The 24991-nt window shown below is 71.1% G+C and carries 21 protein-coding genes; 14 read left to right on the top strand and 7 right to left on the bottom strand.

Features of this window, described 5'->3' with window-relative positions; genetic code table 11:
- Positions 1 to 30 precede the first annotated feature (30 nt).
- Positions 31 to 867, bottom strand: a complete 837-nt coding sequence (locus N865_RS08740) for an ABC transporter permease (protein ID WP_245603712.1) — start codon at positions 865 to 867, stop codon at positions 31 to 33.
- Entirely contained in the window at positions 864 to 1796 is a 933-nt protein-coding gene (locus N865_RS08745; protein ID WP_245603716.1) for an ABC transporter ATP-binding protein, read from the bottom strand. The genes N865_RS08740 and N865_RS08745 overlap by 4 nt, the downstream gene beginning before the upstream one ends.
- A 269-nt stretch (positions 1797 to 2065) precedes the next feature.
- On the opposite strand from N865_RS08745, the gene N865_RS08750 reads away from it, so the two are divergent.
- The 5 genes from N865_RS08750 to N865_RS08770 all read left to right on the top strand — a co-directional run bounded on the left by N865_RS08750 (position 2066) and on the right by N865_RS08770 (position 5679).
- On the top strand, positions 2066 to 2893 hold the full coding sequence (locus N865_RS08750; RefSeq protein WP_051510372.1) for an ABC transporter ATP-binding protein: 828 nt from the start codon (positions 2066 to 2068) through the stop codon (positions 2891 to 2893).
- A complete protein-coding gene (locus N865_RS08755) occupies positions 2890 to 3651 on the top strand; it encodes an ABC transporter permease (RefSeq protein WP_034804271.1) in 762 nt (253 codons plus the stop codon). The genes N865_RS08750 and N865_RS08755 overlap by 4 nt, the downstream gene beginning before the upstream one ends.
- A 98-nt stretch (positions 3652 to 3749) precedes the next feature.
- The gene (locus N865_RS08760) at positions 3750 to 4523 is read left to right on the top strand and encodes a MerR family transcriptional regulator (protein ID WP_034804274.1); all 774 of its coding nucleotides are present in this window, start codon (positions 3750 to 3752) and stop codon (positions 4521 to 4523) included.
- A 23-nt stretch (positions 4524 to 4546) separates the two neighbouring features.
- Positions 4547 to 4912 carry a hypothetical protein gene (locus N865_RS08765; protein ID WP_157557630.1) on the top strand — a complete coding sequence of 122 codons (366 nt, stop codon included), beginning with the start codon at positions 4547 to 4549 and terminating at the stop codon, positions 4910 to 4912.
- A complete protein-coding gene (locus tag N865_RS08770; RefSeq protein WP_245603713.1) occupies positions 4909 to 5679 on the top strand; it encodes a DinB family protein in 771 nt (256 codons plus the stop codon). Before N865_RS08765 ends, N865_RS08770 begins: the two co-directional genes overlap by 4 nt.
- 252 nt (positions 5680 to 5931) lie before the next feature.
- Here the strand turns inward: N865_RS08770 and N865_RS08775 are convergent, their stop codons facing one another.
- Positions 5932 to 6831, bottom strand: coding sequence for an aminoglycoside phosphotransferase family protein (locus tag N865_RS08775; protein ID WP_034804373.1), 900 nt, complete (start codon positions 6829 to 6831; stop codon positions 5932 to 5934).
- A gap of 342 nt (positions 6832 to 7173) precedes the next feature.
- Between N865_RS08775 and N865_RS21700 the strand changes: the two genes are divergently transcribed.
- Positions 7174 to 9057, top strand: coding sequence for a putative Ig domain-containing protein (locus tag N865_RS21700; RefSeq protein WP_051510373.1), 1884 nt, complete (start codon positions 7174 to 7176; stop codon positions 9055 to 9057).
- A 113-nt stretch (positions 9058 to 9170) separates the two neighbouring features.
- On the opposite strand, the gene N865_RS08790 is transcribed toward N865_RS21700, so the two are convergent.
- Together N865_RS08790 and N865_RS08795 are read right to left on the bottom strand one after the other, a co-directional pair.
- Entirely contained in the window at positions 9171 to 10274 is a 1104-nt protein-coding gene (locus N865_RS08790; RefSeq protein ID WP_084328077.1) for an alpha/beta fold hydrolase, read from the bottom strand.
- Between the two features lie 91 nt (positions 10275 to 10365).
- The gene (locus N865_RS08795) at positions 10366 to 11424 is read right to left on the bottom strand and encodes a saccharopine dehydrogenase NADP-binding domain-containing protein (RefSeq protein ID WP_034804284.1); all 1059 of its coding nucleotides are present in this window, start codon (positions 11422 to 11424) and stop codon (positions 10366 to 10368) included.
- 70 nt (positions 11425 to 11494) lie between these two features.
- Between N865_RS08795 and N865_RS08800 the strand changes: the two genes are divergently transcribed.
- From N865_RS08800 to N865_RS23720, 6 genes are all read left to right on the top strand, one after another.
- Positions 11495 to 12472, top strand: a complete 978-nt coding sequence (locus N865_RS08800) for a helix-turn-helix domain-containing protein (RefSeq protein WP_034804286.1) — start codon at positions 11495 to 11497, stop codon at positions 12470 to 12472.
- Positions 12473 to 12688: 216 nt separating this feature from the next.
- Entirely contained in the window at positions 12689 to 13858 is a 1170-nt protein-coding gene (locus N865_RS21705) for a TIR domain-containing protein (protein WP_084328078.1), read from the top strand.
- Between the two features lie 21 nt (positions 13859 to 13879).
- Positions 13880 to 16633, top strand: a complete 2754-nt coding sequence (locus N865_RS08810; protein ID WP_034804288.1) for a RyR domain-containing protein — start codon at positions 13880 to 13882, stop codon at positions 16631 to 16633.
- Positions 16634 to 16664: 31 nt separating this feature from the next.
- Positions 16665 to 17195, top strand: coding sequence for a hypothetical protein (locus N865_RS08815; protein ID WP_084328084.1), 531 nt, complete (start codon positions 16665 to 16667; stop codon positions 17193 to 17195).
- 267 nt (positions 17196 to 17462) lie between these two features.
- On the top strand, positions 17463 to 19154 hold the full coding sequence (locus N865_RS08820) for a ribonuclease J (protein ID WP_051510376.1): 1692 nt from the start codon (positions 17463 to 17465) through the stop codon (positions 19152 to 19154).
- Positions 19155 to 19325: 171 nt separating this feature from the next.
- The gene (locus tag N865_RS23720; protein ID WP_157557631.1) at positions 19326 to 20930 is read left to right on the top strand and encodes a DUF4389 domain-containing protein; all 1605 of its coding nucleotides are present in this window, start codon (positions 19326 to 19328) and stop codon (positions 20928 to 20930) included.
- Positions 20931 to 21094: 164 nt separating this feature from the next.
- Here N865_RS23720 and N865_RS08830 read toward each other — a convergent pair whose 3' ends face one another.
- Positions 21095 to 21874: a TIGR01458 family HAD-type hydrolase gene (locus N865_RS08830; RefSeq protein WP_034804300.1), complete on the bottom strand. Its 780-nt coding sequence runs from the start codon at positions 21872 to 21874 to the stop codon at positions 21095 to 21097.
- A gap of 149 nt (positions 21875 to 22023) precedes the next feature.
- Positions 22024 to 22899 (bottom strand): helix-turn-helix transcriptional regulator, encoded by an 876-nt coding sequence (locus N865_RS08835; RefSeq protein ID WP_034804303.1) that lies wholly within the window; start codon positions 22897 to 22899, stop codon positions 22024 to 22026.
- Positions 22900 to 23076: 177 nt separating this feature from the next.
- On the opposite strand from N865_RS08835, the gene N865_RS08840 reads away from it, so the two are divergent.
- Together N865_RS08840 and N865_RS08845 are read left to right on the top strand one after the other, a co-directional pair.
- Complete coding sequence (locus tag N865_RS08840; RefSeq protein ID WP_051510378.1) at positions 23077 to 24069, top strand: MFS transporter; 993 nt, start codon at positions 23077 to 23079, stop codon at positions 24067 to 24069.
- A 51-nt stretch (positions 24070 to 24120) separates the two neighbouring features.
- On the top strand, positions 24121 to 24972 hold the full coding sequence (locus N865_RS08845) for an aldo/keto reductase (protein ID WP_034804308.1): 852 nt from the start codon (positions 24121 to 24123) through the stop codon (positions 24970 to 24972).
- Positions 24973 to 24991 lie beyond the last annotated feature (19 nt).

The raw sequence follows: 24991 nt of genomic DNA on the forward strand, positions 1-24991 counted from the left end.
TCACCGTAGTGGCGCTCACGCCGGTCGCGTTCACGCCCGAGCCGTGTCCTTGCTCATCCGCCAGGCCGCACCGGCGACGAACAGGACGAACCAGCAGACGGCGTTCACGACGGCATACCAGGGCAGGTCGTGCGTGAGCGGCGCGCGGGCGACCTCGGCGACGCCGTACATCGGGGTCCAGTAGGCGATGTTCCGGACGACGTCGGCGTACTGGCTGAGCGGGATGAAGACGCCGCCGAGGAACGACAGCAGGGCGAGTCCGGGGCCGAGGATCTGCATGGTGTTCTCCCCCGGGACCAGATAGCCGACGAAGACCCCGAGCGCCGCGAACGTCAGCGTGCAGAACAGTGTGACGACCGCGCTGAGGACCCAGACGTGGGTCGGCATCTGCGCCTTGCCTTGGGACACGCCGACGACGTTGACGACGGCGATCGCGAGGGCCCCCATGAAGAGGGCGACGAGCGCCTTCATGAGGATGTAGGCCACCGGGTTGAGGGGGGTCAGTCGCAGCTGCCGGGACCACCCGACGGCGCGTTCCATGGCGACCATCGTCCCCGTGGCCGCCGCCGTCAGCGCGGCCCCGTAGAGGGCCATCGACACGAGCAGGTATGCCGCGACGTTCCCCTCGCCGACCGTTTCCTCCCAGCCCCGCTGGCTCCCGATGCTCAGCAGCAGAGCCGCCGGGACGATGAGGGTCAGGACGACGGTGCGCCTGTTGCGCAGCATCCGGCGCAGCTCGATGCCGAGCACCGTGCGGTTGAAGCCACCCATCGCGGGCAGCTGGCGGGCTCCGGGGTCGAGGGTCATGGGCAGGTCTGTCATGGGCAGGTCGGTCATGGGCAGGTCGGTCATGGGCAGGTCGGTCATCGGGTCTCTCCTTCGTCGTCGTGGCCGGTCAGGCTGAGGAACGCCTCTTCGATGCCCTTGGCGGTGATCTCGACGTCCCGGGCGGTGGTCTCGGTGAGCAGGTAGCGAGCGACCGCGTCGCTGTCCTTGGCGTGCACGATCACGCTGTCGCCGCGGACCTCGACGCTGTCGACGCCGCCGAGCGACGTGAGAGCGGCGGCATCCGGGTCGGGCAGGGTTGCGCGGACCGTGCGGCCCGAGGCGAGCGCCTTGATCTCGGCGCCGGTGCCGTCGGCGACGATCCGGCCACGGCTCATGAGGACGATCCGGTCGGCATACTGGTCGGCCTCCTCGAGGTAATGAGTCGCGAAGAGCACGGTGCGGCCCCGCTCGGCATCGGCGCGGATCGCCGACCAGAAGGTCCGCCGGCCCTCGACGTCCATGCCGGTGGTGGGCTCGTCGAGCAGGAGCAGGGCCGGATCGGAGAGCAGCGCCATGGCGAACCGCAGCCGCTGCTGCTCGCCGCCGGAGCACTTGCCGACCTTCCGGTCAGCGATCGCGCGGATGCCGGCGTCGTCGAGGACCTCGTCGACCGGCCGCGTGTCGGCGAAGAGGCTGGCGGTGTAGGCGACGGTCTCGCGGACCGTCATGTCCTTGAGCAGGCCGCCGGTCTGCATCACCGCGGACACGAGCCCCCGCGCGATCGCCTGCCGAGGCCGGACGCCGAGCACGCTCACCTCGCCCGTCGTCGGCTCCGACAGGCCCAGGATCATGTCGATGGTGGTGGTCTTGCCGGCCCCGTTCGGGCCGAGGAAGGCGACGATCTCGCCCGGGGCGACGGTCAGGTCGATGCCGCGAACCGCGTGCACGGGACCGAAGTCCTTGGTGACCCCGCTCAGGCTGAAGGCGGACCGCGCGGATCGCTGCTCCAGGATCGTCTGTTCAGTCATCACTGTCATGGCTCCAGCGTGTCGGTCCGCGGACCCGGGCGCCTCGCCCGACCGTCACGACCGAGCCATGACATTTGTCAGGGCCGACTGCCCACGAGGGGAGGCGGATTCGGCCACGACGCCCGCCACCCGGCATACGACGATCCGCCCGACGACGTGCCCGCCGATCCGCGGAGCGATCCCGCGACGGTCGGCCGGGAGCTGCGCCTCGAAATCCGTGGGGAATGGGGCTTGACCTTGACGCAGGGTCAAGGTTGCACGCTTGCCGCATGACCACACGACACGCCATCGAGACAAGCGGACTGACCAAGTCCTACGGAGACCACGAGGTGCTGAGGGGCGTCGATCTCACCGTCCCGGCCGGCACCGTCTACGCCCTGCTCGGTTCCAACGGCGCCGGCAAGACGACCGCGGTGAGGATCCTCTCGACGCTGCTCAAGGCCGACGGAGGGGCCGCCACCGTCAACGGCCACGACGTCGCCTCCCAGGCTGACGAGGTACGCGAGTCGATCAGCCTCACCGGGCAGTTCGCCGCCGTCGACGAGGTCCTCACCGGCCGGGAGAACCTCGTGCTCGTCGCCGAGCTGCGACACCTCAAGGAACCCGGCCGGATCGCGGACGAGCTGCTCGCGCAGTTCGCGCTGACCGAGGCGGCCGGACAGCGGGCGGCGACCTACTCCGGCGGCATGCGCCGGCGCCTCGACATCGCGATGAGCCTCATCGGCCACCCGCCCGTGCTCTTCCTCGACGAACCGACGACCGGGCTCGACCCGCAGTCGCGCAACGAGGTGTGGCGGACGGTGAGGCAGCTCGCCGGCCAGGGCACCACCGTGCTGCTGACGACGCAGTACCTCGAGGAGGCCGAGCAGCTCGCCGACCGCATCGGGATCCTCCACGAGGGTCGGATCATCGTCGAGGGCACCCTCGCCGAGCTCAAGCAGATCTTCCCCCCGGCCACCGTCGAGTACGTCGAGAAGCAGCCGAGCCTCGAGGACATCTTCCTCGCGATCGTCCACGACGGCGCCACCACACAGGCGGCGCCCACCGAACCAGCCACCACCGACAGCGCCGCCACCACTGAAGGAGCCCAGCGATGACCACCCACGTCGTCAGCGACACCAGCGTCCTGACCAGGCGTTCCCTGCGCCACATCCTGCGCAGCCCGGACACGATCATCACCACCGCCGTCACGCCGATCGCCATGCTCCTGCTGTTCGTCTACGTCTTCGGGGGCGCGATCAAGGTCGGGACCGACAACTACGTCAACTACCTCCTGCCCGGCATCCTGCTCATCACGGTCGCGTCCGGCATCGCCTACACCGCCTTCCGCCTCTTCACCGACGTGTCGAGCGGCATCTTCGAGCGGTTCCAGTCGATGCCGATCGCGCGGTCAGCCGTGCTGTGGGGACATGTGCTCACATCTGTCGTCGCGAACCTGACCTCGCTCGTGCTGGTGGTCCTCGTCGCGCTGGCCATGGGCTTCCGCACGGGTGCCGGGATCCTCGCCTGGCTGGCCGTTCTCGGGATCATGGTCCTCTTCACGCTGGCGCTGACCTGGCTGGCCGTGATCCCCGGGCTGACCGCCAAGACCGTCGACGGGGTGAGCGGGTTCTCCTACCCGCTGATCTTCCTGCCCTTCGTCAGCTCGGCCTTCGTGCCGACGGAAGGTATGCCGGCCCCGGTGCAGTGGTTCGCCGAGCACCAGCCCGTCACCCCGATCGTCAACACGATCCGCAACCTGTTCGCCCAGCAGCCGGTCGGTGACGACGGCTGGCTGGCGCTCGCCTGGTGCGGCGGCCTCCTCGTCGTCGCCTACGCGCTCGCCATGCGCACCTACCGCAGCAAGATCGCCTGAACGATGCGACACGCTCCTCGTCGACACCACGATGTATGCCGCTGGGTGGCCGGCCGCGCTGAGCCGCAGCGGGTCCGAGAAGGTCGCAGACTAGGGCCATGCTGACCATCAGCCAGCTCGCGGCCTACGCCGGGGTCACTGTCCGAGCCGTCCGGCACTACCACGCCAAGGGGCTGCTGGCCGAGCCCGAGCGCGACCACTCCGGCTACCGGCGCTACGACGCGGCCGCCGTGGTGGAGCTCGTCCGGATCCGCACCCTGGCCGATGCCGGCGTGCCGCTGTCTCGGGTGCGGGAGCTGCTGGCGGCGGGCGACGACGAGTTCGCGGCGGCGGTCGAGGACATCGACCGCCGCCTGCGCGCCGAGATCCGCGAGCGGCAGCGGCACCGCGAGCGGATCGCCAAGCTCGCGGCCGGCGACAGCCTCGCTCTCCCGGCCGAGGCGGCCGCCTATGTCGAGCGGATGCGCGAGCTCGGCTTCGCAGAGCGGCTTGTCGAGGTCGAGCGCGACAGCTGGATTCTCATCGCCGCGCAGATGCCGGAGGCGGTGCCGGCGCTGATGGCCATCAAGCACGCCCAGCTCGAGGACACGGACCTGCGCCGGCTCTACCTCGACATCGGAGACCTCGTCGACTGCGAACCTGACGACCCGCACCTGCCCGAGTTCGCCGACCGCGTCGCCGCGTTCATCGAGGCGGCGGCTGCCGGCGCCGAGGGGATGGAGGACGAGCACCCCGTCAGCCCAGCGCTCGTCGAGCTGCTCGACGCGGCCTTCCTCGAGTCCTTCCCGAGCGCGCCACGCCTGTTGGAGCTGCTCGAAGAGCGTGGCTGGACAGGGTGGACCGACATCAGACGCATCGAACCCTCGTCATGACCCGCCGGGCCTACGCTGCCCGGGTGAACCCTGAGATGAGGCGGCTCCTGACCGCTCGCTTCCTGACGATGGTCGGCTGGCTCGTCCTGCTGGTGGCCGGTTTTGCCGTCTTCAGCGCCGTCACCAGCCACATCGACAGTGGTCCTCTCAGGTGGATCGCCAACGTGGCCACGCTGAGCGGCAGCATCACGTTGGGGCTGCTGCTCCAGGGCAGGGTCCTCGCCAACGTGGATCCGGACGGCACGCTGAGGGAGCAGGTCGCCAGGCTGGGCGCCGACTCAGAGGACCAGGCGGATCGAGCACCTGCTGGCCAAGGGGCGAGTGAGTGCATTTCGGGCGCGCACGAACGCCATGGATGTCGGTGTGACGTGCCATGGTCAAACCCGTGAGCGAGAGCCTGAGCGGTACGACCTTCCGTGACCTGACCCTGCGAGGGAGCCGGTTCGACAGCTGCGACCTGACCCGGGTGGTGGTGCGCGGCAGCGACGTCGCCGGGATGGAGATCGACTCACCGTGGCTGATGGAGGACGGCAGCCGGCTGCTCGTCAACGGCGTCGACGTCGTCCCGATGGTCGATGCGGAGCTGAACCGCCGCTTCCCGGGACGAGAGCTTCGCACTGCCGCTGATCCCGAGGGTCTGCGTGCCGCCTGGGCAGTGTTGGAGGCGACGTGGGCTGCCACGATGGGACGCGCCGCCGCCATGCCTGCAGGGACCGTGGACACGCGGGTCGACGACGAGTGGTCTCTGGCGGAGACTCTTCGCCACTTGGTCCATGCGACCGATGTATGGCTCGGGAAGGCGATTCTCGATCGAGAGCAGCCGTATCACCCCGCGGGTCTTCCCATGGACGACCACGACGACCCCGATGACCAGGACGACACCGACACCGAAGCCCGCGGGGAGTCCGCAGATCCGGCCGAGGCACCGTCCTTCGAGGAGGTTCTCCAGGCGCGCGCCGGCCGGCAGGCGATGGTGCGCACCTTCCTTGCCGAACTTGATCCCCAGGACCTCGCGGCGCCGCGGAGGAACCCTCACTCACCAACGCAGGCGACGACTGTGGTCTCGTGCCTGCACACGATCCTCGACGAGGAGTGGGAGCACCACCGGTATGCCGTGCGCGACCTCGACACACTCGCCGCGGGCCGCAGTGATTGAGCTCCATCGGCCAAGCGCTTCCCGCCGCTCCCGCGCTCAATCGAGACGCTCGCGGCGCACACCTGGACGACTGCGATCTCCTCCGACCAGAGCATCGCGCTCGACACCGAGCGCCACATCCACCTGTGGGTGGTCAGGTCGTCTACCCGCACCTATGCCGCTCAGCCGGCTCAGCGGCATACGTGCGGTCGGCTTCGGGCGACCGAGGTGAGCGGCGTGTCAGCGCGGCAGGGGCCCGCTGAGCCCCCGCAGCTACTCGACGCCGGCTTCGAAGAGTCGGGAGAGCGTCGTGCGACCCAGGTTGGCCATCGGGGGGTTGGTCTTCTCGTAGTACCAGACCAGGCCGGCGGCCTGCTGGAACGCCCAGGCCTTGCCGCGTTTCCACTCCAGATCGTCGGAACCGACGCGCGACCGCACGATCGACCGGCGCGGCCCGTCGAGGAGGTGCCAGGCCGACACGAGATCGAGCGCCGGATCGGCGGCCCGAAAGTCCCCGGTGTCGAGGATGCCCACCAGTCGGTCGCCCGACGCCAGCAGGTTCGGCGGGATGAGGTCGGTGTGGCTCATGACGTCGGGCCCGCTTCGAGGCAGCTCACGGAACCGGTCCCAGAGTCGTGCCATGGCCCGGGTGTCGAGGAGCCCGTCGGATCGTGCGATGCACAGCTGCACCCACTCGTCGTGGTCAGCCAGGTCTCCCCCGCGGCCGGTTCCCGCGAACGTGCGGCCCCCGGTGTCGCGGGAGCGGAGGGCGAGGATCACGGTGGCGAGGTCCGCGGCGAACCCGTCCGACGTCTCGTGCGAGCGGGGACCGGCCACCTCGCCGGGGACCCAGGTCTGGAGGGACCAGGGCAGGGGGAACCCGTGACCCGGCCGGCCACGGAGGACCGGGGCCGGTGAGGGGAACGGGCTCGCCTCACTGAACTCGGCCATGGCTGCCACCTCGCGTTCCAGCTGGGCTGCAACGACGCCCGGTCGGCCGGCACGGAGCGGGAACCGGGCGGTGAGAGCCTCGCCGACGCGGAAGATCGCGTTGACCGTGCCGCTGGCACGCACCGCCGTGATCGGCGCGTCCCCCCAGTCCGGCGCCTGGTCGCGCAGGAGGGCGCGCACCTGGTTCCTCGTGATGTCGAGCTGATCGTCGTGCATCGGCATGTCGGGCATCCCACTCGAAGGCCGCGGGCTTGGCAACCGTCTTTCGCCCCGGCTCCGGACGGGCGGCCCAGGCAATGCGCCGCTCGACGGCGGCGAAGGCTCCCCGGTCAGCCGGGTCTCACCGGACTCACACCAAACGCCCAGACAACGGCCGCCCCTGCCAAACGCTGACCGAAGCGAGACGGGATCTTGGCAATTCCTATAATCCCCAGTGCCTTTGCGCCCCCATACAGTTCCCTCACGCTTGGCGCGCCGGCCAGCGGCAGTTCCCTGAGTCGCGCCGGCACCACCGTGCCTCCGGCCGGTTCGGGTCCTTCGTCACTCCAATCGAAAGGATCCACCATGCTGTCCATCAACGCCCGTAGACCACGAGTGGCCCGGCTGGCAGCTTCGGCCCTAGCGCTGGTTGCCGCCGCGGCATTCACCAGTGCGGCGAGCGCCGGGGCCACAGGCACGGGAAGCGGTCACCGTCCGCCCCCGAACCCGTACTCGCCGCAGGTCGGCCACCCCTATCGTCACGGCGTCGTCCCCACCAAGGAGACCAACGCCCAGATGAAGGAGTGGGCGCAGTCACAGGCAGCGGCCGCCACCGGGAGCCAGACCCTGTCCTACGGGGGTGGAGTCGATGGGATCGGGGTCACGAGCGGAAAGCCGAAGGTCTATCTGGTCTTCTGGGGCACCCAGTGGGGCACCCAGGGCACCGACGCCAACGGCAACCTGACCTTCTCCAGCGACACGGCCGCGGGGGCCCCGAAGCTGCAGCAGATGTTCAAGGGCCTGGGCACGGGCAGCGAGCTCTGGTCCGGGGTCATGACGCAGTACTGCGACGGGTCCGGCGTCGCCAACGGTGCGACCTCGTGTGCATCGGGCACGGCGCACGTCGGCTACCCCACGGGAGGCGCGCTGGCAGGGGTCTGGTACGACAACAGCGCCTCCGAGCCCACCGCGGCCACGGGTGCGCAGCTCGCCACCGAGGCCGTCAAGGCCGCCAGCCACTTCGGCAACACGACGGCCGCGTCGAACCGCTACGCCCAGTACGTCGTCCTGTCGGCCAAGGGCCTCAACCCCGACAACTACAAGACCGGTGGTTTCTGCGCCTGGCACGACTGGAACGGTGACCTCTCCGTCTCGTCGACCGTGGGCGACGTCGCCTTCACGAACATGCCGTATGTCATGGATCAGGGCACGAGCTGCGGCCAGAACTTCGTCAACGCGGGATCGGCGGGTACGACCGACGGTTACACCATGGTCGAGGGCCACGAGTACGCCGAGACGATCACCGACCAGAACCCGGCCGGCGGCTGGACGAACCACACCGGCAACGCAACGTACAACGGCCAGGAGAACGCCGACGAGTGTGCGTGGATCTCGCCGGGGAGCGCCGGCGGCGCGGGCAACGTGTCCATGGGCAACGGCTCCTACGCCGAGCAGGCGACCTGGTCCAACGACACGAACCGGTGCGACATCTCGCACGCCATCGTCGGGGGCTCGACCTCCAACACGGTCACGGTCACCAACCCGGGCAGCCAGGCCGGGACCGTCGGCACGGCCACGAGCCTGCAGATCCAGGCCACTGACTCCGCCTCAGGTCAGACCCTGACCTACTCGGCCACCAGCCTGCCCACCGGTCTGTCCATCAACACCTCGACAGGTCTGATCAGCGGAACCCCCTCCGCGGCGGGCACGTTCAGCGTCACGGTCTCGGCCAAGGACACGACGAACGCGAGCGGCTCGGCGACCTTCACCTGGACGATCAGCAGCTCGGGTGGAACGGGGTGCACGGGCCAGAAGCTCGGTAACCCGGGCTTCGAGACCGGCTCCGCTGCCCCGTGGACGGCCAGCGCCGGAGTCATCGACAGCTCGACGAGCGAGCCGGCCCACTCGGGCAGCTGGAAGGCGTGGCTGGACGGCTACGGCTCGTCGCACACTGACAGCCTCTCGCAGTCGGTGACGATCCCGGCGGGCTGCAAGGCGACCCTGACGTTCTACGTCCACATCGACACCGCGGAGACGGGCACCACGGCCTATGACAAGCTCACCGTCAAGGCCGGCTCGACCACGCTCGCGACACTCTCGAACGTCAACGCCGCGTCGGGTTACGTCCTCAAGTCGTATGACGTGTCGTCCTTTGCCGGGCAGACGGTCACGATCGCCTTCACCGGGGTCGAGGACTCGTCGCTCCAGACCTCGTTCGTGATCGACGACACCGCGGTCACCCTCGGCTGACAGGACGGCGTTCCCGGCCACGGGTTCGGATGAGGCGGGGTCCCTTCTGGCGAAGGGATCCCGCTTCGCCATGCGCAAACCGGCTCCGCGCTCACGCAGCCCGTCCGCGAGGGCTACGGTCGCGCGCCGGGCTCGACCTCTGGTCCCGGGACGTCGACCGTGCGCTCCCGGGGGTCGACCTCGTCGAGGAACCGCAGCACGGCCTCCTGGAAGGCCGCAGGCTCCTCGAGCATCGGCAGGTGGGCCGACTGCTCGAAGATCACGCACCGGGAGTCGGGCAGGCTCTCGGCGAGGGCCTCCGCCTGGAGCGGGGTCACCTCGTCGTAGCGACCGTTCGCGACCAAGGTCGGAACGTGGATCTCGCCGAGCCGGTCGACGACGGACCAGTCCCGCAGCGCGCCGAGCGGCAACGGATCCGCAGGGCCCCACATCGTGTCGAACACCTGGCGGTTCACCCCCACCATGGCCTCGAGGAGCTCCGCCGGGAGCGGCGAGAGCCGGACGACGTGACGTCGCGCCCACTCGACACCGGCGATCCGGGTGGCCAGACCGGTCAGTCCCGGAACTGCGGACATCGGGTCCGCAAGCCGCTGGACCGGACGGGCAGTCATGACCGGCACGAGCCGGCGCATCACCGCGCTGCCGCGCTGCCGCTGGCGCAGGGTGCGACCAGGGTGAACCTCGCCCGAGCCTCGGCCTGTCGCCGGCCGCCACCGCGCCTCCATGCGGTCGAACACCCTCTGGGTGTAGGGAGGGAGGTCGGCCCGCAGCAGGCGGGCCTCCCTCTCGAACAGCGGCACGTCGGCCGGGGTACCGACGAGGATCATGCTGAGCAGCCCATCGGGCTGGGTGAGGGCGTACTCGAGCGCCAACATGCCGCCCCAGGACAGGCCGAAGAGGTGCACCGCCTCGAGGCCCAGCGTCCTGCGCAGTGCGGACAGCTCAGCCACGAAGAGCTCCACCGTCCACAGCGACGGGTCGTCCGGCCTGTCCGAGCGACCACACCCGAGCTGGTCGTACAGCACCAGCGGGCGCCCTGCCGCCACCAGGTCCTCGAACCAGTGGTGCCGATCCGGCCACGGCACGCCCGGCCCGCCGTTGAGGAACACGAGCGGCCGCCGCCCCGGTGCGTTCGCCGGGTCGCCCATGATGCGGTACCACGTGCGGTAACCGCGGAAGTCGACGTATCCCTCCACGCCCGAGCCATCCACCCCCATGGCTCCAGCCTGGACCGCGGGGCCGGTCGGCACACCGGTCGAAGGTCCCGTCGCTCGACAGAGTGAGCCCGCCCGTATGCCGCTCGGCCGGCTACGCGGGGACGGCCACCGGGTGCCACCCTGCGTCGGCGCCCACGACGGTGACGTGCGGGGCCAGGGCCCGGAGGAAGTCGGCCGCCTCGAACATCGCCCCGGCCGACGCGGCGCCGACCGTCCTCGTCCGGCCGGTCAGGATGCGGCTGACCGCCTCGACGGCCAGAGGGGCGGTCACGGCGTAGATGTCCTGGCCCGACGCCGTGAGCCGTCGCTCCTCGCCGCCCGCCCGCACGAGCACGTCGACGACGAAGGTCTGGTCCGACCGGCCGCGCTCGTCCACGGACACGGGCCCGGTGGGGCTCGCAGCAGCGAGGTCGGCCGCCGCCCGCGTGGCCATGTACGTGACGACCTCGCCGACCGTGACATGGCTCGGGATGGTGACGACGTCGGCCATGGTGAATCCTTCGACGACGGGCGTCACGCCGGTCGGCTCGGGAAAGGACCAGTCGCGGGTGGTCAGCTCGTCGTCGTGGTAGCCGAGTCGGCCGCCGGTGAAGCGGACGCGGCGACCGTCGCGCCGGTCGTGGGAGACCTTGCCCGCCTCGCGGGTGCCGAGCGTCGGCAGCCAGCTGCTCAGCCCGTAGGCGACGTGGACCTCGTCGGCCCTCGTCCGGCCGCCCAGGGCAGCGGTCGCGAGGAGGTCACCGAGGCCGCCGTAGAACGCCATCGCCGGGAGGACGTGGGTCCCCGTCTCGCGGGCTCGGTCGGCGAACTGGTCCAGGGTGTCGACGTTGGCCTCGATCTCGGCGGCGACGTCGACGTAGGGGATGCCGGCCCGCAGGGCCGCCTCGACGATCGGGGCGGCAGTCGTCGCAAAGGGTCCCGCGCAGTTGACGACCGCGGCCGCACCCGCGAGCGCCGCGTCGAGGGCGCTCGGGTCGTCGACGTCCGCCGGGCGGACCTCGAGACCGGAGTGGCGAGCCGCCAGCGCACGCAGCCGCTCGGGGTCGCGCCCCGACAGCCGCGGCACGAGTCCGCGGTCGAGCAGCTCGGCCACCACGAAGCGGCCGGTGTGTCCGTATGCGCCGTATACGACGATCGTGTCCTTTGTCATGACTCAATCGTCGACGAGCGAGGCGCGTCGGACGAGTATCCGGAACGACACCATGCGTACAGTTTCGGACATGCGCACGATCGCCATCCCCGTGACCGAGGGAATGCTCCACTTCGAGCTCGGCATCGCCCTCGAGGTGCTCGGCTCGCCGCCCCAGGACGTCCGCCGCGAGGACTGGTACGACGTGACCCTCTGCGGGCCGCGGCCCGTCGTGGTCGGGCCGTTCCGGCTCCAGCCCGACGCCGGCCTGGACCGGCTGGCCACGGCCCGGACGGTCGTCGTCCCGGGGTGGGCCGACGTCGACGTGCCCCCTCCCCCCGAGCTCGTCGAGGCGCTGAGGGCCGCCCACACCAACGGGGCCCGCCTCCTGTCCCTGTGCACGGGTGCCTTCGTGCTCGCCGCAGCCGGCCTCCTCGACGGCCGGCGGGCGACGACGCACTGGGTCCACACCGACGTCCTCGCCCGGCGGTACCCGGACGTCCGGGTCGACCCCGACGTGCTCTACGTCGAGGACGGCGACGTGCTGACCTCGGCCGGCAAGGCGGCCGCGCTCGACCTGTGCCTCCACCTCATTCGGCTCGACCACGGGTCCGCGGTGGCCAACGCGGCCGCCCGGCGGCTCGTCGTCGCTCCCCACCGCGAGGGCGGGCAGGCCCAGTTCATCCGGGCCGCCGTGCCGCCCCGTGACGACCATCCGCTGCAGACGGTCCTCCCGTGGGCCATGCAGCGCCTCGACCAGCCCCTGACCGTGGAGGACCTGGCCCGCCGGGCCAGCGTGACCACACGCACCCTGAGCCGGCACTTCGTGGCCGCCACCGGGACCTCGCCGTCGAAGTGGCTGCACGCCCAGCGCATCCGGAGGGCGCAGGAGCTGCTCGAGACGTCGTCCGACAGCGTCGAGGCGATCGCGGCGGCCACCGGCATGGGAACCGCGACAACCCTCCGTCGCCACTTCAAGCGCACCATCGGGGTCCCGCCCGACGTCTACCGGCGCACCTTCAACCGGGTCGGAGAGGCGGCCGGCGACCCGGTCCCCACCCACGGCTGACGCGATCGCGACGCGGCCCAGCGGCATACGACCGCGGGCGGCCCCACCCGCGCCCGCACGTCCGGGCAAACAGGGTCATAGGACCCTCGTGCGTCACGGAAGGCGAGGGTAGAAGGGGGGTGTGAGGTCCTGCGAGTGCTCGTGCGCCGGCGCCGTCGGCGTCGCTGGAGGGCATGGCGCCTCGACCCCGCCCGACCATCGCCCGGAGGGGTCTGCATGAGTCACGACGTGTTCATCTGCCACTCGTCCCTCGACCGCGCGGTCGCCAACGCGGTCTGTGCCACCTTGGAGGCGAAGCGGATCCGCTGCTGGATCGCTCCCCGCGACGTCGTGCCCGGCCGGGAGTGGGCCGCGTCGATCATCGAGGCGATCCACGGCAGCAAGCTCGTGATCCTGGTCTTCTCCGCCCACTCCAACGAGTCTCAGCACGTCCACAAGGAGATCGAGCGGGCCGTGAACGCGGGCCTGCCGGTCCTGCCGTTCCGGATGGAGGACGTCACTCCGTCTCCGGCGCTGGAGTACTTCATCTCCGACGCCCACTGGCTCGACGCGCTCACGCCGCCGCTCGAGAAGCACCTCGACTACCTCGCGGAGACGGTCCAGCTGCTGCTCGACCGCCAGGCTCCGCTCCCGGACGCGGAGAAGCCCGCCCCGCCCCCGCCCCCGCCCCCCGGCCGCCGCAGGACCGCGCTCTGGGCCGGCCTCGCCGCGCTCGCCGTGGTGCTCGCGGTCGTGGTCGGGGTGTTCGTCATCCGCGGAGGCGGGGGCGCGGGCCAGGCGGGGACACCTCCGGCGACGACCTCGAAGACGGTCACGAGCCAAGCGGCGTCGAAGCCCTTCACCGACGAGTTCACCAAGACGGTCGACCCGAGCTGGACCTGGCTCAACGAGAAGCCGGGGGCGTGGAAGGTGACCGCCCCGGGCCGGCTCGAGATCGTCGGACAGCAGCCACCGCCGTACCGGAACGTGCTCCTCCGGACCGCCCCGACGGGGTCCTACTCGATCCGCCTCGACCTCGCCCTCCCTGCGGCCGGCGCGGGCTTCGCCGGGCTCGTCCTCATGGGCGACGACCCCAGCACCCGGCTGCAGTTCGGGTGGACGGAGAAGGCCCTGCTCACCATGACGTACCACAACGGGAACATCGAGGACGACCAGGAGATGCTGACCGCAGACCTGCCCGTCAAACCGGGGCACGACGCGCAGCTGCTCTTCGAGCTGAAGAACGGCTCCTACGTCACGAAGATCTACTACCCCGCGTACGACACCTACTACGACATGGGACAGGGCCGGCTCGACCCGAGCTTCACCAAGGTCGGGCTGCTCGTCTACTCGAAGGCCGGGGCCACGGTCACCGGGAGCTTCGACCGGTTCGAGATCTACTTCTAGCGGAAACGGGTGAGTGCGGCCATGCGACAGGTGCACGACGAACAGCAGACTCGACCCCAGAGCGTCGTCGTTGCCGGCGACGTCGTCGTCGAGCACCGGATCTACGAGGGCCGGCGGGCCAGGCCGCACACCCACGCCGAGCAGGGCACCCGCATCGAGCAGGAGACCGGCGGCGCCACGCTCCTCGCCGGGATCCTCGCGCGGTTGGGGTCCGCAACGCCCCACCCCTTCACGGTCGAGCTCGCCATGGGCGACACGCCCGAGGGCCGGCTCGTCGGGTCCTACTCGCTCCTGACCCCGTGCCCCGCCGCGGGCGGAGGGACGGGCCCCGTGTGGCGGATGACCCGCGACCTCGGCTACGGGGACAGCCCTGAGCCCAACACGCGGTATGCCGCCCCGCCCGCTCGGAGGTCAGCGCCGGCTTCCGTCGTGGTCCTCGACGACGGCGCCCTCGGCTTCCGGCACTCCACCAACAGTGCGGCCTGGCCCGAGGAGCTGCGCGACGACGCCTCGCCCGGTCCGGACTGGGTCGTCCTCAAGACGTGCACCCCGCTGGCCCAGGGCGACCTCTGGCACCGCGTCAGCCGGGGGCTCGCCGACCGCCTCGTCGTCGTGGTCGCCGCCGCCGACCTGCGCCAGGGAGAGGTCGGCATCACCGAGGGGTTGTCGTGGGAGCACACCGCGCAGGACCTCGTGCAGGAGCTGACCCTCAACCGGAGCATCTCAGACCTGACGAGAGCCCGACACCTCGTCGTCACCCTCGGCACGGACGGGGCGCTGTGGCTGAGCAGGAGCCTCGACGGCTCGGTCGCGTGCCGGCTCGTCTTCGACCCCGGGAGCCTGGAGGGAGCGTGGGCGCGCCGCATCCACGGCCTCGTCTGGGGCGGCATGTCGTGCCTCGTCGCCGGGATCGTCGCGGAGCTGACGGCCGATGATGCCGGCGACCGCGGGCCCGACATCGGTGCCGGCATCGTGCGCGGGCTCTCCGCCGCGCGCCGGCTCATCGCGCTCGGCCACGGACCGGCCACCGGCACCGATGCGGAGTTGGCGACGGAGGCCGGTGCGAGGCCGGTGTTCCCTCCTGAGCCGGTCATCGCGGACCTGCTGGACCCCGCGTTCCACTACCGGGTCGCCGACGTCCCGACGGCCCTGGCCTCGGCCGGCACGTCCCGGTCCTGGACCATCGTCGCCGGCGACCACAGGGCCGTCGGGGACCGCCCGCTGTACGGCCTGGCCCGGCGGGTGGCCCTGTTCGGGCCGAGAGCCCTCGTCGACGAGATGCCGTATGCCGTCTTCGGCAAGCTGACCGCGGTCGACCGGGTCGAGATCGAGAGCCTGCGCGGCCTCGAGCGCCTCATCAGGGGCTACGAGCTGGACCCGCACCCGGCCAAGCCCCTGTCGATCGCCGTCTTCGGTCCGCCCGGATCCGGAAAGTCCTTCGGCGTCAAGCAGATCGCCAAGACCGTGCTCGGTGACAAGGTGCCCGTCCTCGAGTTCAACCTCTCGCAGTTCAGCGACCCCAAGGAGCTCATCGGGGCCTTCCACCAGGTGCGCGACAAGGTCCTCGGCGGGATCACGCCCGTGGTGTTCTGGGACGAGTTCGACTCGCGCGAGTACCTGTGGCTCCAGTACCTGCTCGCGCCCATGCAGGACGGCGCGTTCCAGGAGGGGCAGATCACGCACCCGATCGGCGCGTGCGTCTTCGTGTTCGCCGGCGGCACGAGCCACGACTTCGCCAACTTCTCCCCGCGCGAGGAGTGGTCGAGGACCGCGTCCGGAGCCGGCGGTGTCGGTGGAGGCGGCGGCAGCGCATCGCGGACGGGCCTCACGAGGCACGAGAAGTTCAGGCTCGCGAAGGGGCCCGACTTCGTCAGCCGGCTGAGCGGCTACCTCAACGTCGCCGGCCCCAACCGTCGCCAGAAGTACGACCCCGTGCTCGGCGCCTGGGTCGACGACGACGCCCCCACCGACATCTCCTTCCCGGTTCGTCGCGCCCTGCTCATGCGGGCGACCGGCGGCTTCGTCGGGGCAGCGGAGAACGACGAGATGGACATCGACGGCGGCCTGCTCAGCGCCTTCCTCGAGATCGGCCGGTACGAGCACGGGGCGAGGTCCCTCGAGACGATCATGCGGCTCACCCGGAGCGCCGGGCAGCCGGGCATCCGACGCTCGGCACTGCCGCCCGAGGACCAGCAGTCGCTGCACGTCGATGCCCGCGAGTTCATGGACCTCGTCGATCTCGACCTGCCGTTCACGATGCACAGCGAGGAGCTCGCCCCGGCGGTTCACGGCTTCTACCGCGAGGCGGTCGAGGGCCAGCCGGTCCCGCACGACGTCGAGTTCGAGGCCCTGCCCGAGGGCGTGCAGGCCGACAACGTGGCCGCGGCGGCCCGCATCCCCCGGGTGCTCGCCCTCGTCGGGCTCGTCATCGTCGGCGCCGACCACCCGTCGAACCTCGACGACGACACCGTGGCGCGGCTCATCGACGACAACCTCGAGCTCCTCGCGGAGGCCGAGCACGATGGCTGGATGGAGCAGAAGTACCGAGACGGGTGGTCCCAGGGCGCCCGGGACGACGCGGCGAAGACGCACCCCTGCTTGATCCGCTACGCCATCCTCGACGAGAAGGACAAGGACAAGGACCGCAACGCCGTCCGCCATTACCCGGACATCGTGCGGCTCTCCGGCCACAAGATCGTCGAAGCCGGTGATGCGACGAGGACGCCCGCCCAGCGGGCCCGCGCTGACAAGGGCCGGCTCGAGCGCGTGCAGTGAGGCGGAGCACGCGGCTGTGGGCAGGCCCCTCGTGACCTCCGAGCGCGTGCTCCGGGTCGGCGTGACCGGCCACCGCTCGTTCACGGGGGTCGACGCGGCGGCGGCGTGCCTGAGGAAGGGTCTTCGTCGCCTGCTCGCGCTCACGCGCAGCGTCGGAGGCGAGGGCGACGGCGCCGGGACCCGGATCGAGCTCGTCTCGTCCCTCGCCGAGGGCGCAGACCGCCTCGTCGCCCGTGAGGTGCTGGCCCTGCCGGGCACGACGCTGTCCGTGGTGCTTCCAGTCCCCGTCGAGGACTACGAGGGGGACTTCGAGACGGAGGAGTCGCGCTCCGAGTTCGAGCGGTTGCTGGCCCGGGCCGACGCTGTGGAGGTGATGCCGCCCGCTGCGTCGCGGGACACGGCATACGTGGCTCAGGGACGCTGGGTCGTCGACCACAGCGACGTCCTCGTCGCGGTCTGGGACGGCCGGCCGGCACGCGGGCCGGGCGGCACAGGCAAGATCGTCGCCTACGCCGCGGCCAACGGCGTGCCGTTGCTGTGGGTCGAGGTGGAGCGGACCTGACCCTGCGTGTGACCCCGTCGCGGGGTGCTGCGCTCGAGCACAGGCCGACCCGCTCGGTCGGGCCACGCGCCAGCCGGCATGCCGCTGGGCCAGACTGGGCTGCAGGACCCCCCGAACCACCGAAGGACATGCCATGTCGAGCGTTGCCCAGCCCAGCCCACAGTCCAGCCCACAGTCCAGCCCACAGTCAAGCCCGCAGTCCAACCCACAGTCCAAACCGCAGTCCAAACCCCAGTCGAGCCCCCACGTCGAACGGGAGGGCGGGCGATGAGCCGCCGCGGTCAGCGCCGCAAGCCGGGCCTGCCCGCCCTGCCGCCCGACGGGCTGCGGGTCGTGCCGCTCGGCGGTCTCGGCGAGATCGGGCGCAACATGACCGTCTTCGAGCACGCCGGTCGCCTGCTCGTCGTCGACTGCGGCGTCCTCTTCCCGGAGGAGCACCAGCCCGGCGTCGACGTCATCCTCCCCGACTTCAGCTGGATCCGGGACCGCCTCGACCAGGTCGACGCGATCGTGCTCACGCACGGGCACGAGGACCACATCGGCGGCGTCCCCTACCTGCTCCGGGAGCGGCCCGACATCCCGCTCGTCGGCTCCCGGCTCACCCTTGCGTTCATCGAGGCCAAGCTGAAGGAGCACCGGATCACCCCGAGGCTGGTCGAGGTCCGCGAGGGCGACCGGCGCACGCTCGGCCCGTTCGACTGCGAGTTCGTCGCCGTCAACCACTCCATCCCCGACGGCCTCGCGGTGGCCATCCGCACGCAGGCCGGGCTCGTCCTGCACACCGGCGACTTCAAGATGGACCAGTTCCCCCTCGACGGACGGGTGACCGACCTTCGTGCCTTCGCCCGGCTCGGCGAGGAGGGCGTGGACCTCTTCCTCGTCGACTCCACCAACGCCGAGGTCCCCGGGTTCATGATCTCCGAGGGCGACCTCTCCCCCGCCATCGAGACGGTGTTCCGGACCACGCCGGGACGGGTGATCGTCTCGAGCTTCGCCAGCCACGTCCACCGGATCCAGCAGGTGCTCGACGCGGCCCACCAGCACGGCCGCAAGGTCGCGTTCGTCGGCCGGTCGATGGTCCGCAACATGGGCATCGCCCGCGACCTCGGCTACCTCACCATCCCCGACGGTCTCGTCGTCGAGGACCTCAAGAAGCTCGAGCGCCTCCCCGCGAACCAGATCGCCATCGTCGCCACCGGATCGCAGGGCGAGCCCCTCGCGGCCCTCGCGCGGATGGCCAACCGTGACCATCCGATCCGGGTGACCGAGGGCGACACCGTCCTCATGGCCAGCTCACTCATCCCCGGCAACGAGAACGCGATCTACCGCGTCATCAACGAGCTGACGCGATGGGGCGCGAACGTCGTCCACAAGGGCAACGCCAAGGTCCACGTCTCGGGGCACGCGAGCGCCGGCGAGCTCGCCTACTGCTACAACATCATCCGGCCACGCCACGTCATGCCCGTCCACGGCGAGTGGCGTCACCTGCGCGCCAACGCCGACATCGCCATCCGGACCGGGCTCGACCCCGAGCGGGCCGTCATCGCCGAGGACGGCTCCGTCATCGACCTCGTGAAGGGCCGCGCGACGATCACCGGGAGCGTCCCGGCCGGGCTCGTCTTCGTCGACGGCGCGACCGTCGGCGGCGCCACCGAGGAGCACCTGCACGTGCGCCGCACCCTCGCCGAGGAGGGCGTCCTCACCATCGTGTGCCTCGTCGACCCCGACACCGGCAGGCTGACCGAACCCCCCGACTACCTCGCCCACGGTTTCGAGCACGGCGCCATGGACTTCGAGGCCGCGACCCCCGCGATCCAGAAGGCGCTGACGAAGGCGTCGAAGGAGGGGATCGACGACATCGAGCAGGTCGAGGAGCTCGTCCGCAACGCCGCGTCGACCTGGGCCCACCGCACCCACCGCCGCAGCCCGCTCATCATCCCCGTCATCGTCGACGCCTGACCGCGCGACCCCCTGGGACCCCGCCCAGCGGCATACGGCACGGTCGTATGCCGCTTGGCGTGGACCGGCGCGAAGACGGCCTCCCCGGGCACCGGGCCGAAAGTCCCTGTCGTGGCGTACGGCGGGGCGTACGGTCGAGGGAGAGGTCTGCCAGGACGAAGGGGGTCCGCCATGAGGTCTCGTCACGTGGTCGCACTCGTCATCGGGTGCCTGATCGCCCTCCCGGGGATCGGGATGCTCATCGGGGGCGCCGTCCTCGGGGCGGTCTACACCTTCGGCAGAGATGACGCGGGGTACTTCACCACGACCCAGAACTTCCAGACGAACACGGTGGCGGTCACGGTCGAGGACGTCCTCGTCAACATCGACCCCGTCTCGCAACGCTGGGTGACCGACCGCCTCGGCATCGACGCGAGGATCCGCGTGACGCCCACCGACCCGCAGAAGGCGATCTTCATCGGGATCGCCCCGGGGCAGTCCGTCGACGCCTACCTCGCCGGCACGGCCCACGACCAGGTCACGCGCGTGGTCCAGGGGGTGCCGCGGTACGACCGGACGGTCGGCGGCTCGACCATCGCCCCGCCGACCGACCAGACCTTCTGGGTCGCGAAGGACTCCGGCACGGGGACGCGCGAGGTCACCTGGCAGCTCGCCTCGGGGCGTTGGGCCCTCGTGCTGATGAACGCCGACGGCTCCCCCGGTGTGGCGGCCTCGGCGCAGCTCTCCGCGCACGCCGACTTCCTGCTGCCGCTCGCCTGGACCCTCATCGGGATCGGCCTGCTGCTCACCCTGCTTGCGGCCCTGCTCATCACGTATGCCGTGCGGCACCGTGAGCCGGGCGGCCCCGGTGGCGTCGGGCCCGGCTATCCCGCCCCGGCCGTCGTCGGGACCGACGTGACGGGCGCTGCGGCCCCGGTCGGCGCGGCCCCCTTCGTCATGTCCCCCGGGACCCCGGTGGTCATGACGGCCCGGCTCGACCCCGTCCTGTCCCGCGGGCTGTGGCTCGTCAAGTGGTTCCTCGCGATCCCGCACTTCATCGTGCTGGGCTTCCTGTGGGCCGCCTTCGGGGTGATCACGTTCATCGCGTGGTTCGCGATCCTCTTCACCGGCGAGTACCCACGCGGGCTCTTCGACTTCAACGTGGGCGTGATGCGCTGGTCCTGGCGCGTCTCGTACTACTGCGGCCCCGGCGGCCTCGGGACCGACCGCTACCCGGCCTTCAGCCTCGACCCGCAGCCCGACGACGTCGTCACGTTCGACGTGGTCTACCCGGGTCCGCTGTCGCGAGGGCTGATCTTCGTCAAGTGGCTCCTCGCCTTCCCGCACCTGATCATCACCGGTCTGCTCGTCGGCAACGGCTGGCGCTGGACGAACGAGTCCGTGCAGAACGGCTGGGACACCCAGTGGGGCGGCTTCGGCATCCTCGGCATCCTCGTCGTCATCGCGGGGATCATCCTGCTCTTCTCCGGGGAGTACCCGCGGGGCCTCTTCGACCTCGTCATCGGCCTCAACCGGTGGGTCTACCGGGTCGCCGCCTACGTCATGCTGATGACCGACGAGTACCCGCCCTTCCGGCTCGACGGGGGCGAGACGGAGCGGCCGGCGGTGCCGCCGGGCCCACCCCCGCAGGGACCGGCCACGCAGCTGCCGCCACCGCAGGGTCCGCCGGTTCAGGCCCCGCCGCCACCGCCCGCGATGTCGACACCGGGCTCCGTCTCCCAGCCACCGGCGGCCCCGGCCACGGGAGAGGCACCCGTCCCGCCACCACCCGGATGAGAGGAGCCGCGAACAGCCGGGCAGGGCGACGGTCGCGATCCCTCCGGGCCGGCCCAACGGCATACGACGGTTGGAGCTCCGAAGGGACTGCGCTGCAAGAAGACTCGACGTTCACGGGATGACGTGGTCATCCCGTGGCGGCGTTCCCCCGCTCCCGGGTGGCGTCAGCGACTGGTCCACCACCTGGGCAGGTCGGCGATGGAGTCGAGGACGGCCGCGGACGTGACGTCACCCCGGAGGTCGGCCGGTGCGAACTTCCCGGTGCGAACGAGGACGCCCGTCAGACCGGCCCGCTGGGCGCCCTCGACGTCCGTCCGGATGTCGTCACCGACCATGACGACCTCGTCCGCGGCCAGGTCCAGGGCCTCCACCGCGGTGGCGTAGAAGGCCGGGTCCGGCTTCCCGAGGACCACGGCGGTCGCGCCGGCGGCATACTCCAGCGCCCGCACGTAGGCACCCGCGTCGAGCCGGAGCCCGTCCTCGGCACGCCAGTAGCGGGTCAGCCCGAGCGCGACCAGCGGTGGGCGAGGCTCGGCCATCAGCAGCCGGAACGCCCGGTTGAGCGTGGCGAAGTCCCACCCCGCGCCGAGGTCACCGACGACCACCGCCTCCGCGCCCTCCTCGGCCTCCTCCGGGAGGGAGTCCAGGTGGGCGAACTCCGCTGCCGTGACGCGGGGCACGAACAGGGCCGGACGACCGATGTGGTGCTGTCGCAGCCAGGCCGCCGCGGCGACGGGCGGGGTCAGGATCTGGTGGGGGGTGGCCGGAATGCCGAGGCTGCCCAGCTTGTCGGCGATCGCCTCGCGTGGGCGGGACGTGGTGTTGGTCAGGTAGAGGTGCGGGATGCCCTGGTGGTCCAGCCAGCTCACGGTCGCGGCCGCACCGGCGACCGGCGCGTCGCCGACGTAGACCACGCCGTCGAGATCGAGCAGGACTCCGCGCACGTCTCCATGATGCCGCCGGGCAGTGCAAACCGAGAGAGCAGAGGCTGCCGTTCGGTCCCGAGGCCGCTGTTCGGCACAGAGGCTGCGCTTCGGTACAGGAGCGGCGGGGGCCACGGCCGTCCTTGCACCAAAGCGCAGCGCGTCGGCGGCTACGACGGCGAGCTGAGCTCCTCGGCCAGCGTGGTCGCCCCCCAGCTCGCGAGCAGGGCGAGCGAGTCCTTCGTCGGGGTGTCGGGTTCGGCGGTGTACACGAGCATGGTCAGCCCCGGCGCCGACGTGACGTCGAGCGCCTCATAGGTGAGGTCCAGGTTGCCGACGACGGGATGGTGGAGGCGCTTGCGCCCGGTGCGGTGGAAGAGCACGTCGTGCGCCGCCCATCGGGTCCGGAAGTCCTCGCTCCGCGTCGACAGCTCACCGACGAGGTCCGTCAGCCCCCGGTCGAAGGGGTTGCGCCCGGCCTCGGCCCGCAGCACCGCGACCATGTCGCTGGCCGTCCGGTCCCAGTCGCCGTAGAACTCGCGCGCCCGAGGGTCGAGGAAGGTGAACCGGGCCGTGTTGGGACGCTTCACCGACCCGTCGAAGAGCGGCCAGTAGAGGGCGCGGCCGAGCTGGTTGGCCGCCACCACGTCGGCGCGCCCGTTGCGGATCCACGCCGGCGCTGCGGTCATCGCGTCGAGGACCCGCTGCACGGACGGGCTGACACGGCCGGGCGCGGTGCGACGCCGCCGCGGGTCACGGCTGCCGGCCGCCCGCGCGAGGTCGTACAGATGGGCCCGCTCGGCCTCATCGAGCTGCAGGGCGCGGGCGAGCGCGTCCAGCACCTCGTCCGAGGCGCTGCTCAGCTCGCCCCGCTCGAGCCGGGTGTAGTAGTCGACGCTCACGCCGGCGAGCAGCGCCACCTCCTCACGCCGCAGGCCCGGGACCCGCCGCTTGGTACCGAAGGCGGGCAGCCCCGCCTGCTCGGGGGTGATCCGGGCCCGGCGACTGCTGAGGAACTCTCGGACCTCGCTGCGGTTGGCATTCACCCCTCGAGAGTAAGGACGTTGGGGCGCCCGCAGGGAGGCCCTGCCAGTACCTGTCACGACAGGGCCTGCCCCACCCGGCAGAACGCTGGTGAAGTGGAGGTTGGAACGACCGACCACCTCCCGGAGCCACTGGGACAGCCCCAGCACCGGCCCACCTCGTCACCTCGAGAAGGCACCGTGACCGACACCCGAACGAACCGGGACCTCGCCGCCCCCGCCCACCCCACGGCGATCCTCGCCATCATCCTCGTCAGCTACTTCATGATCCTGCTCGACAACTCGATCATCTTCACGGGCCTGCCGACGATCGGGGCAGCGATGGACCTGTCCCCGGTCGGCCTCTCCTGGGTCCAGGACGCCTACACGCTCGTCTTCGGCGGCCTGCTCCTGCTCGGCGCCCGGCTCGGTGACCTCCTGGGGCGTCGGCGGGTGTTCGTCGCCGGGCTCGCCGTCTTCGCGCTCGCGTCGCTCCTCGTGGCCTGCGCGCCCAACGGGGCGTTCCTCATCGCGGCGCGGGCCCTCCAGGGCGTGCTCGGCTACAGCGCGTTGCAGGCCGGAGTGGCCTTCTTCCCGATGACCGTCGTCAACTTCGTTGTCGCCGTCGCCATCCCCCGCCTGACGCGCCGCCTCGGCAACGCCACCCTCCTCGCGGCCGGTGTCCTCCTGACCCTCCTCGGGATGGCGTGGCTCAGCCGCGTCGGAGCCAGCAGCGACTACCTCACGGCGGTGGCCGCACCGATGATGCTCATCGGCGCCGGTCAGGGCCTGGCCTTCGCGCCGCTGACGTCGGCGGGGATCAGCGGGGTCCGGCCCGACGACGCCGGCGCCGCGTCGGGCCTCGTGAACACGGCCCACCAGCTCGGGAGCGCGCTCGGCCTCGGCATCCTCGTCGCCGTCGCCGCCACGGTCTCCGGCTCGACCGACACGGTCGCCGGCCTCGCCGCCCACGTCTCGACCGCCCTCACCGCCGGTTCGGTGCTCCTCGCCCTGGCGCTCGTCGTCACCGTCGCGCTCGTGCTTCCCTCCGGGGTCACCGAGCACCGCCTGGCCCGGAGCGCCGACAACGGGTACGCCAAGGGCAAGGAACCTGCAGACGAGTGGGCGCCTGGCTCGGCGGACGAGACCACCCGTCAGTCGGCGAGAACCGCCGCCCTGGCAGACACCCACTGACCGCGGGGCGCCAACCGTGCCCGCGCACCCGGAACTCTCGAAGGAGCACCCATGAAGACCACCACCCTCAACAACGACGTGACGATGCCCGTGCTCGGGTTCGGCGTCTTCCAGGTCCCCGACGCCGCCGAGTGCGAGCGCGCCGTCAGCGACGCGCTCGAGGTCGGGTACCGGCTCATCGACACGGCTTCGGCCTACCTCAACGAGGAGGCCGTCGGGCGCGCCATCGCGTCGTCCGGTATCCCCCGCGACGAGCTCTTCGTCACCACCAAGCTGTGGATCCAGGACGCCGGCCAGGAACCCGCGAAGGCCGCGTTCCAGCGCTCCCTCGACCGGCTCGGGCTCGACCACCTCGATCTCTACCTGATCCACCAGCCCTTCGGCGACTACTACGGCGCGTGGCGGGCGATGGAGGAGCTGTATGCCGCCGGGCTGGTGCGGGCGATCGGCGTGAGCAACTTCTACCCCGACCGGCTCGTCGACCTCATCGCGCACAGCGAGGTCACCCCGGCGGTCAACCAGGTCGAGACGCACGTCTTCTTCCAGCGCGTGGCTGACCAGGAGCTCATGCGCGCCCACGGCGTCCAGATCGAGGCTTGGGGACCGTTCGCCGAGGGTCGCAACGGCCTCTTCACCAACCCCGCCCTGACCGCCATCGGGCAGGCGCACGGCAAGACCGTCGCCCAGGTCGTGCTGCGGTGGCTCCTCCAGCGCGACGTCGTCGCCATCCCCAAGTCCGTCCGCAAGGACCGGATGGCCGAGAACGTCGACGTCTTCGACTTCGTCCTCAGCGACGAGCAGATGCAGGAGATCGCAGCCCTGGACACGGGGACCAGCCTGTTCTTCGACCACCGCGACCCCGACGCGGTCGCGCGCCTCACCTCGACCCGCCTCGACATCTGATCCGTCGGGCGACCCCAGA

Origin of the sequence: Intrasporangium oryzae NRRL B-24470, from assembly GCF_000576595.1 — a bacterium.
Classification (GTDB): Bacteria; Actinomycetota; Actinomycetes; order Actinomycetales; family Dermatophilaceae; genus Intrasporangium_C; species Intrasporangium_C oryzae.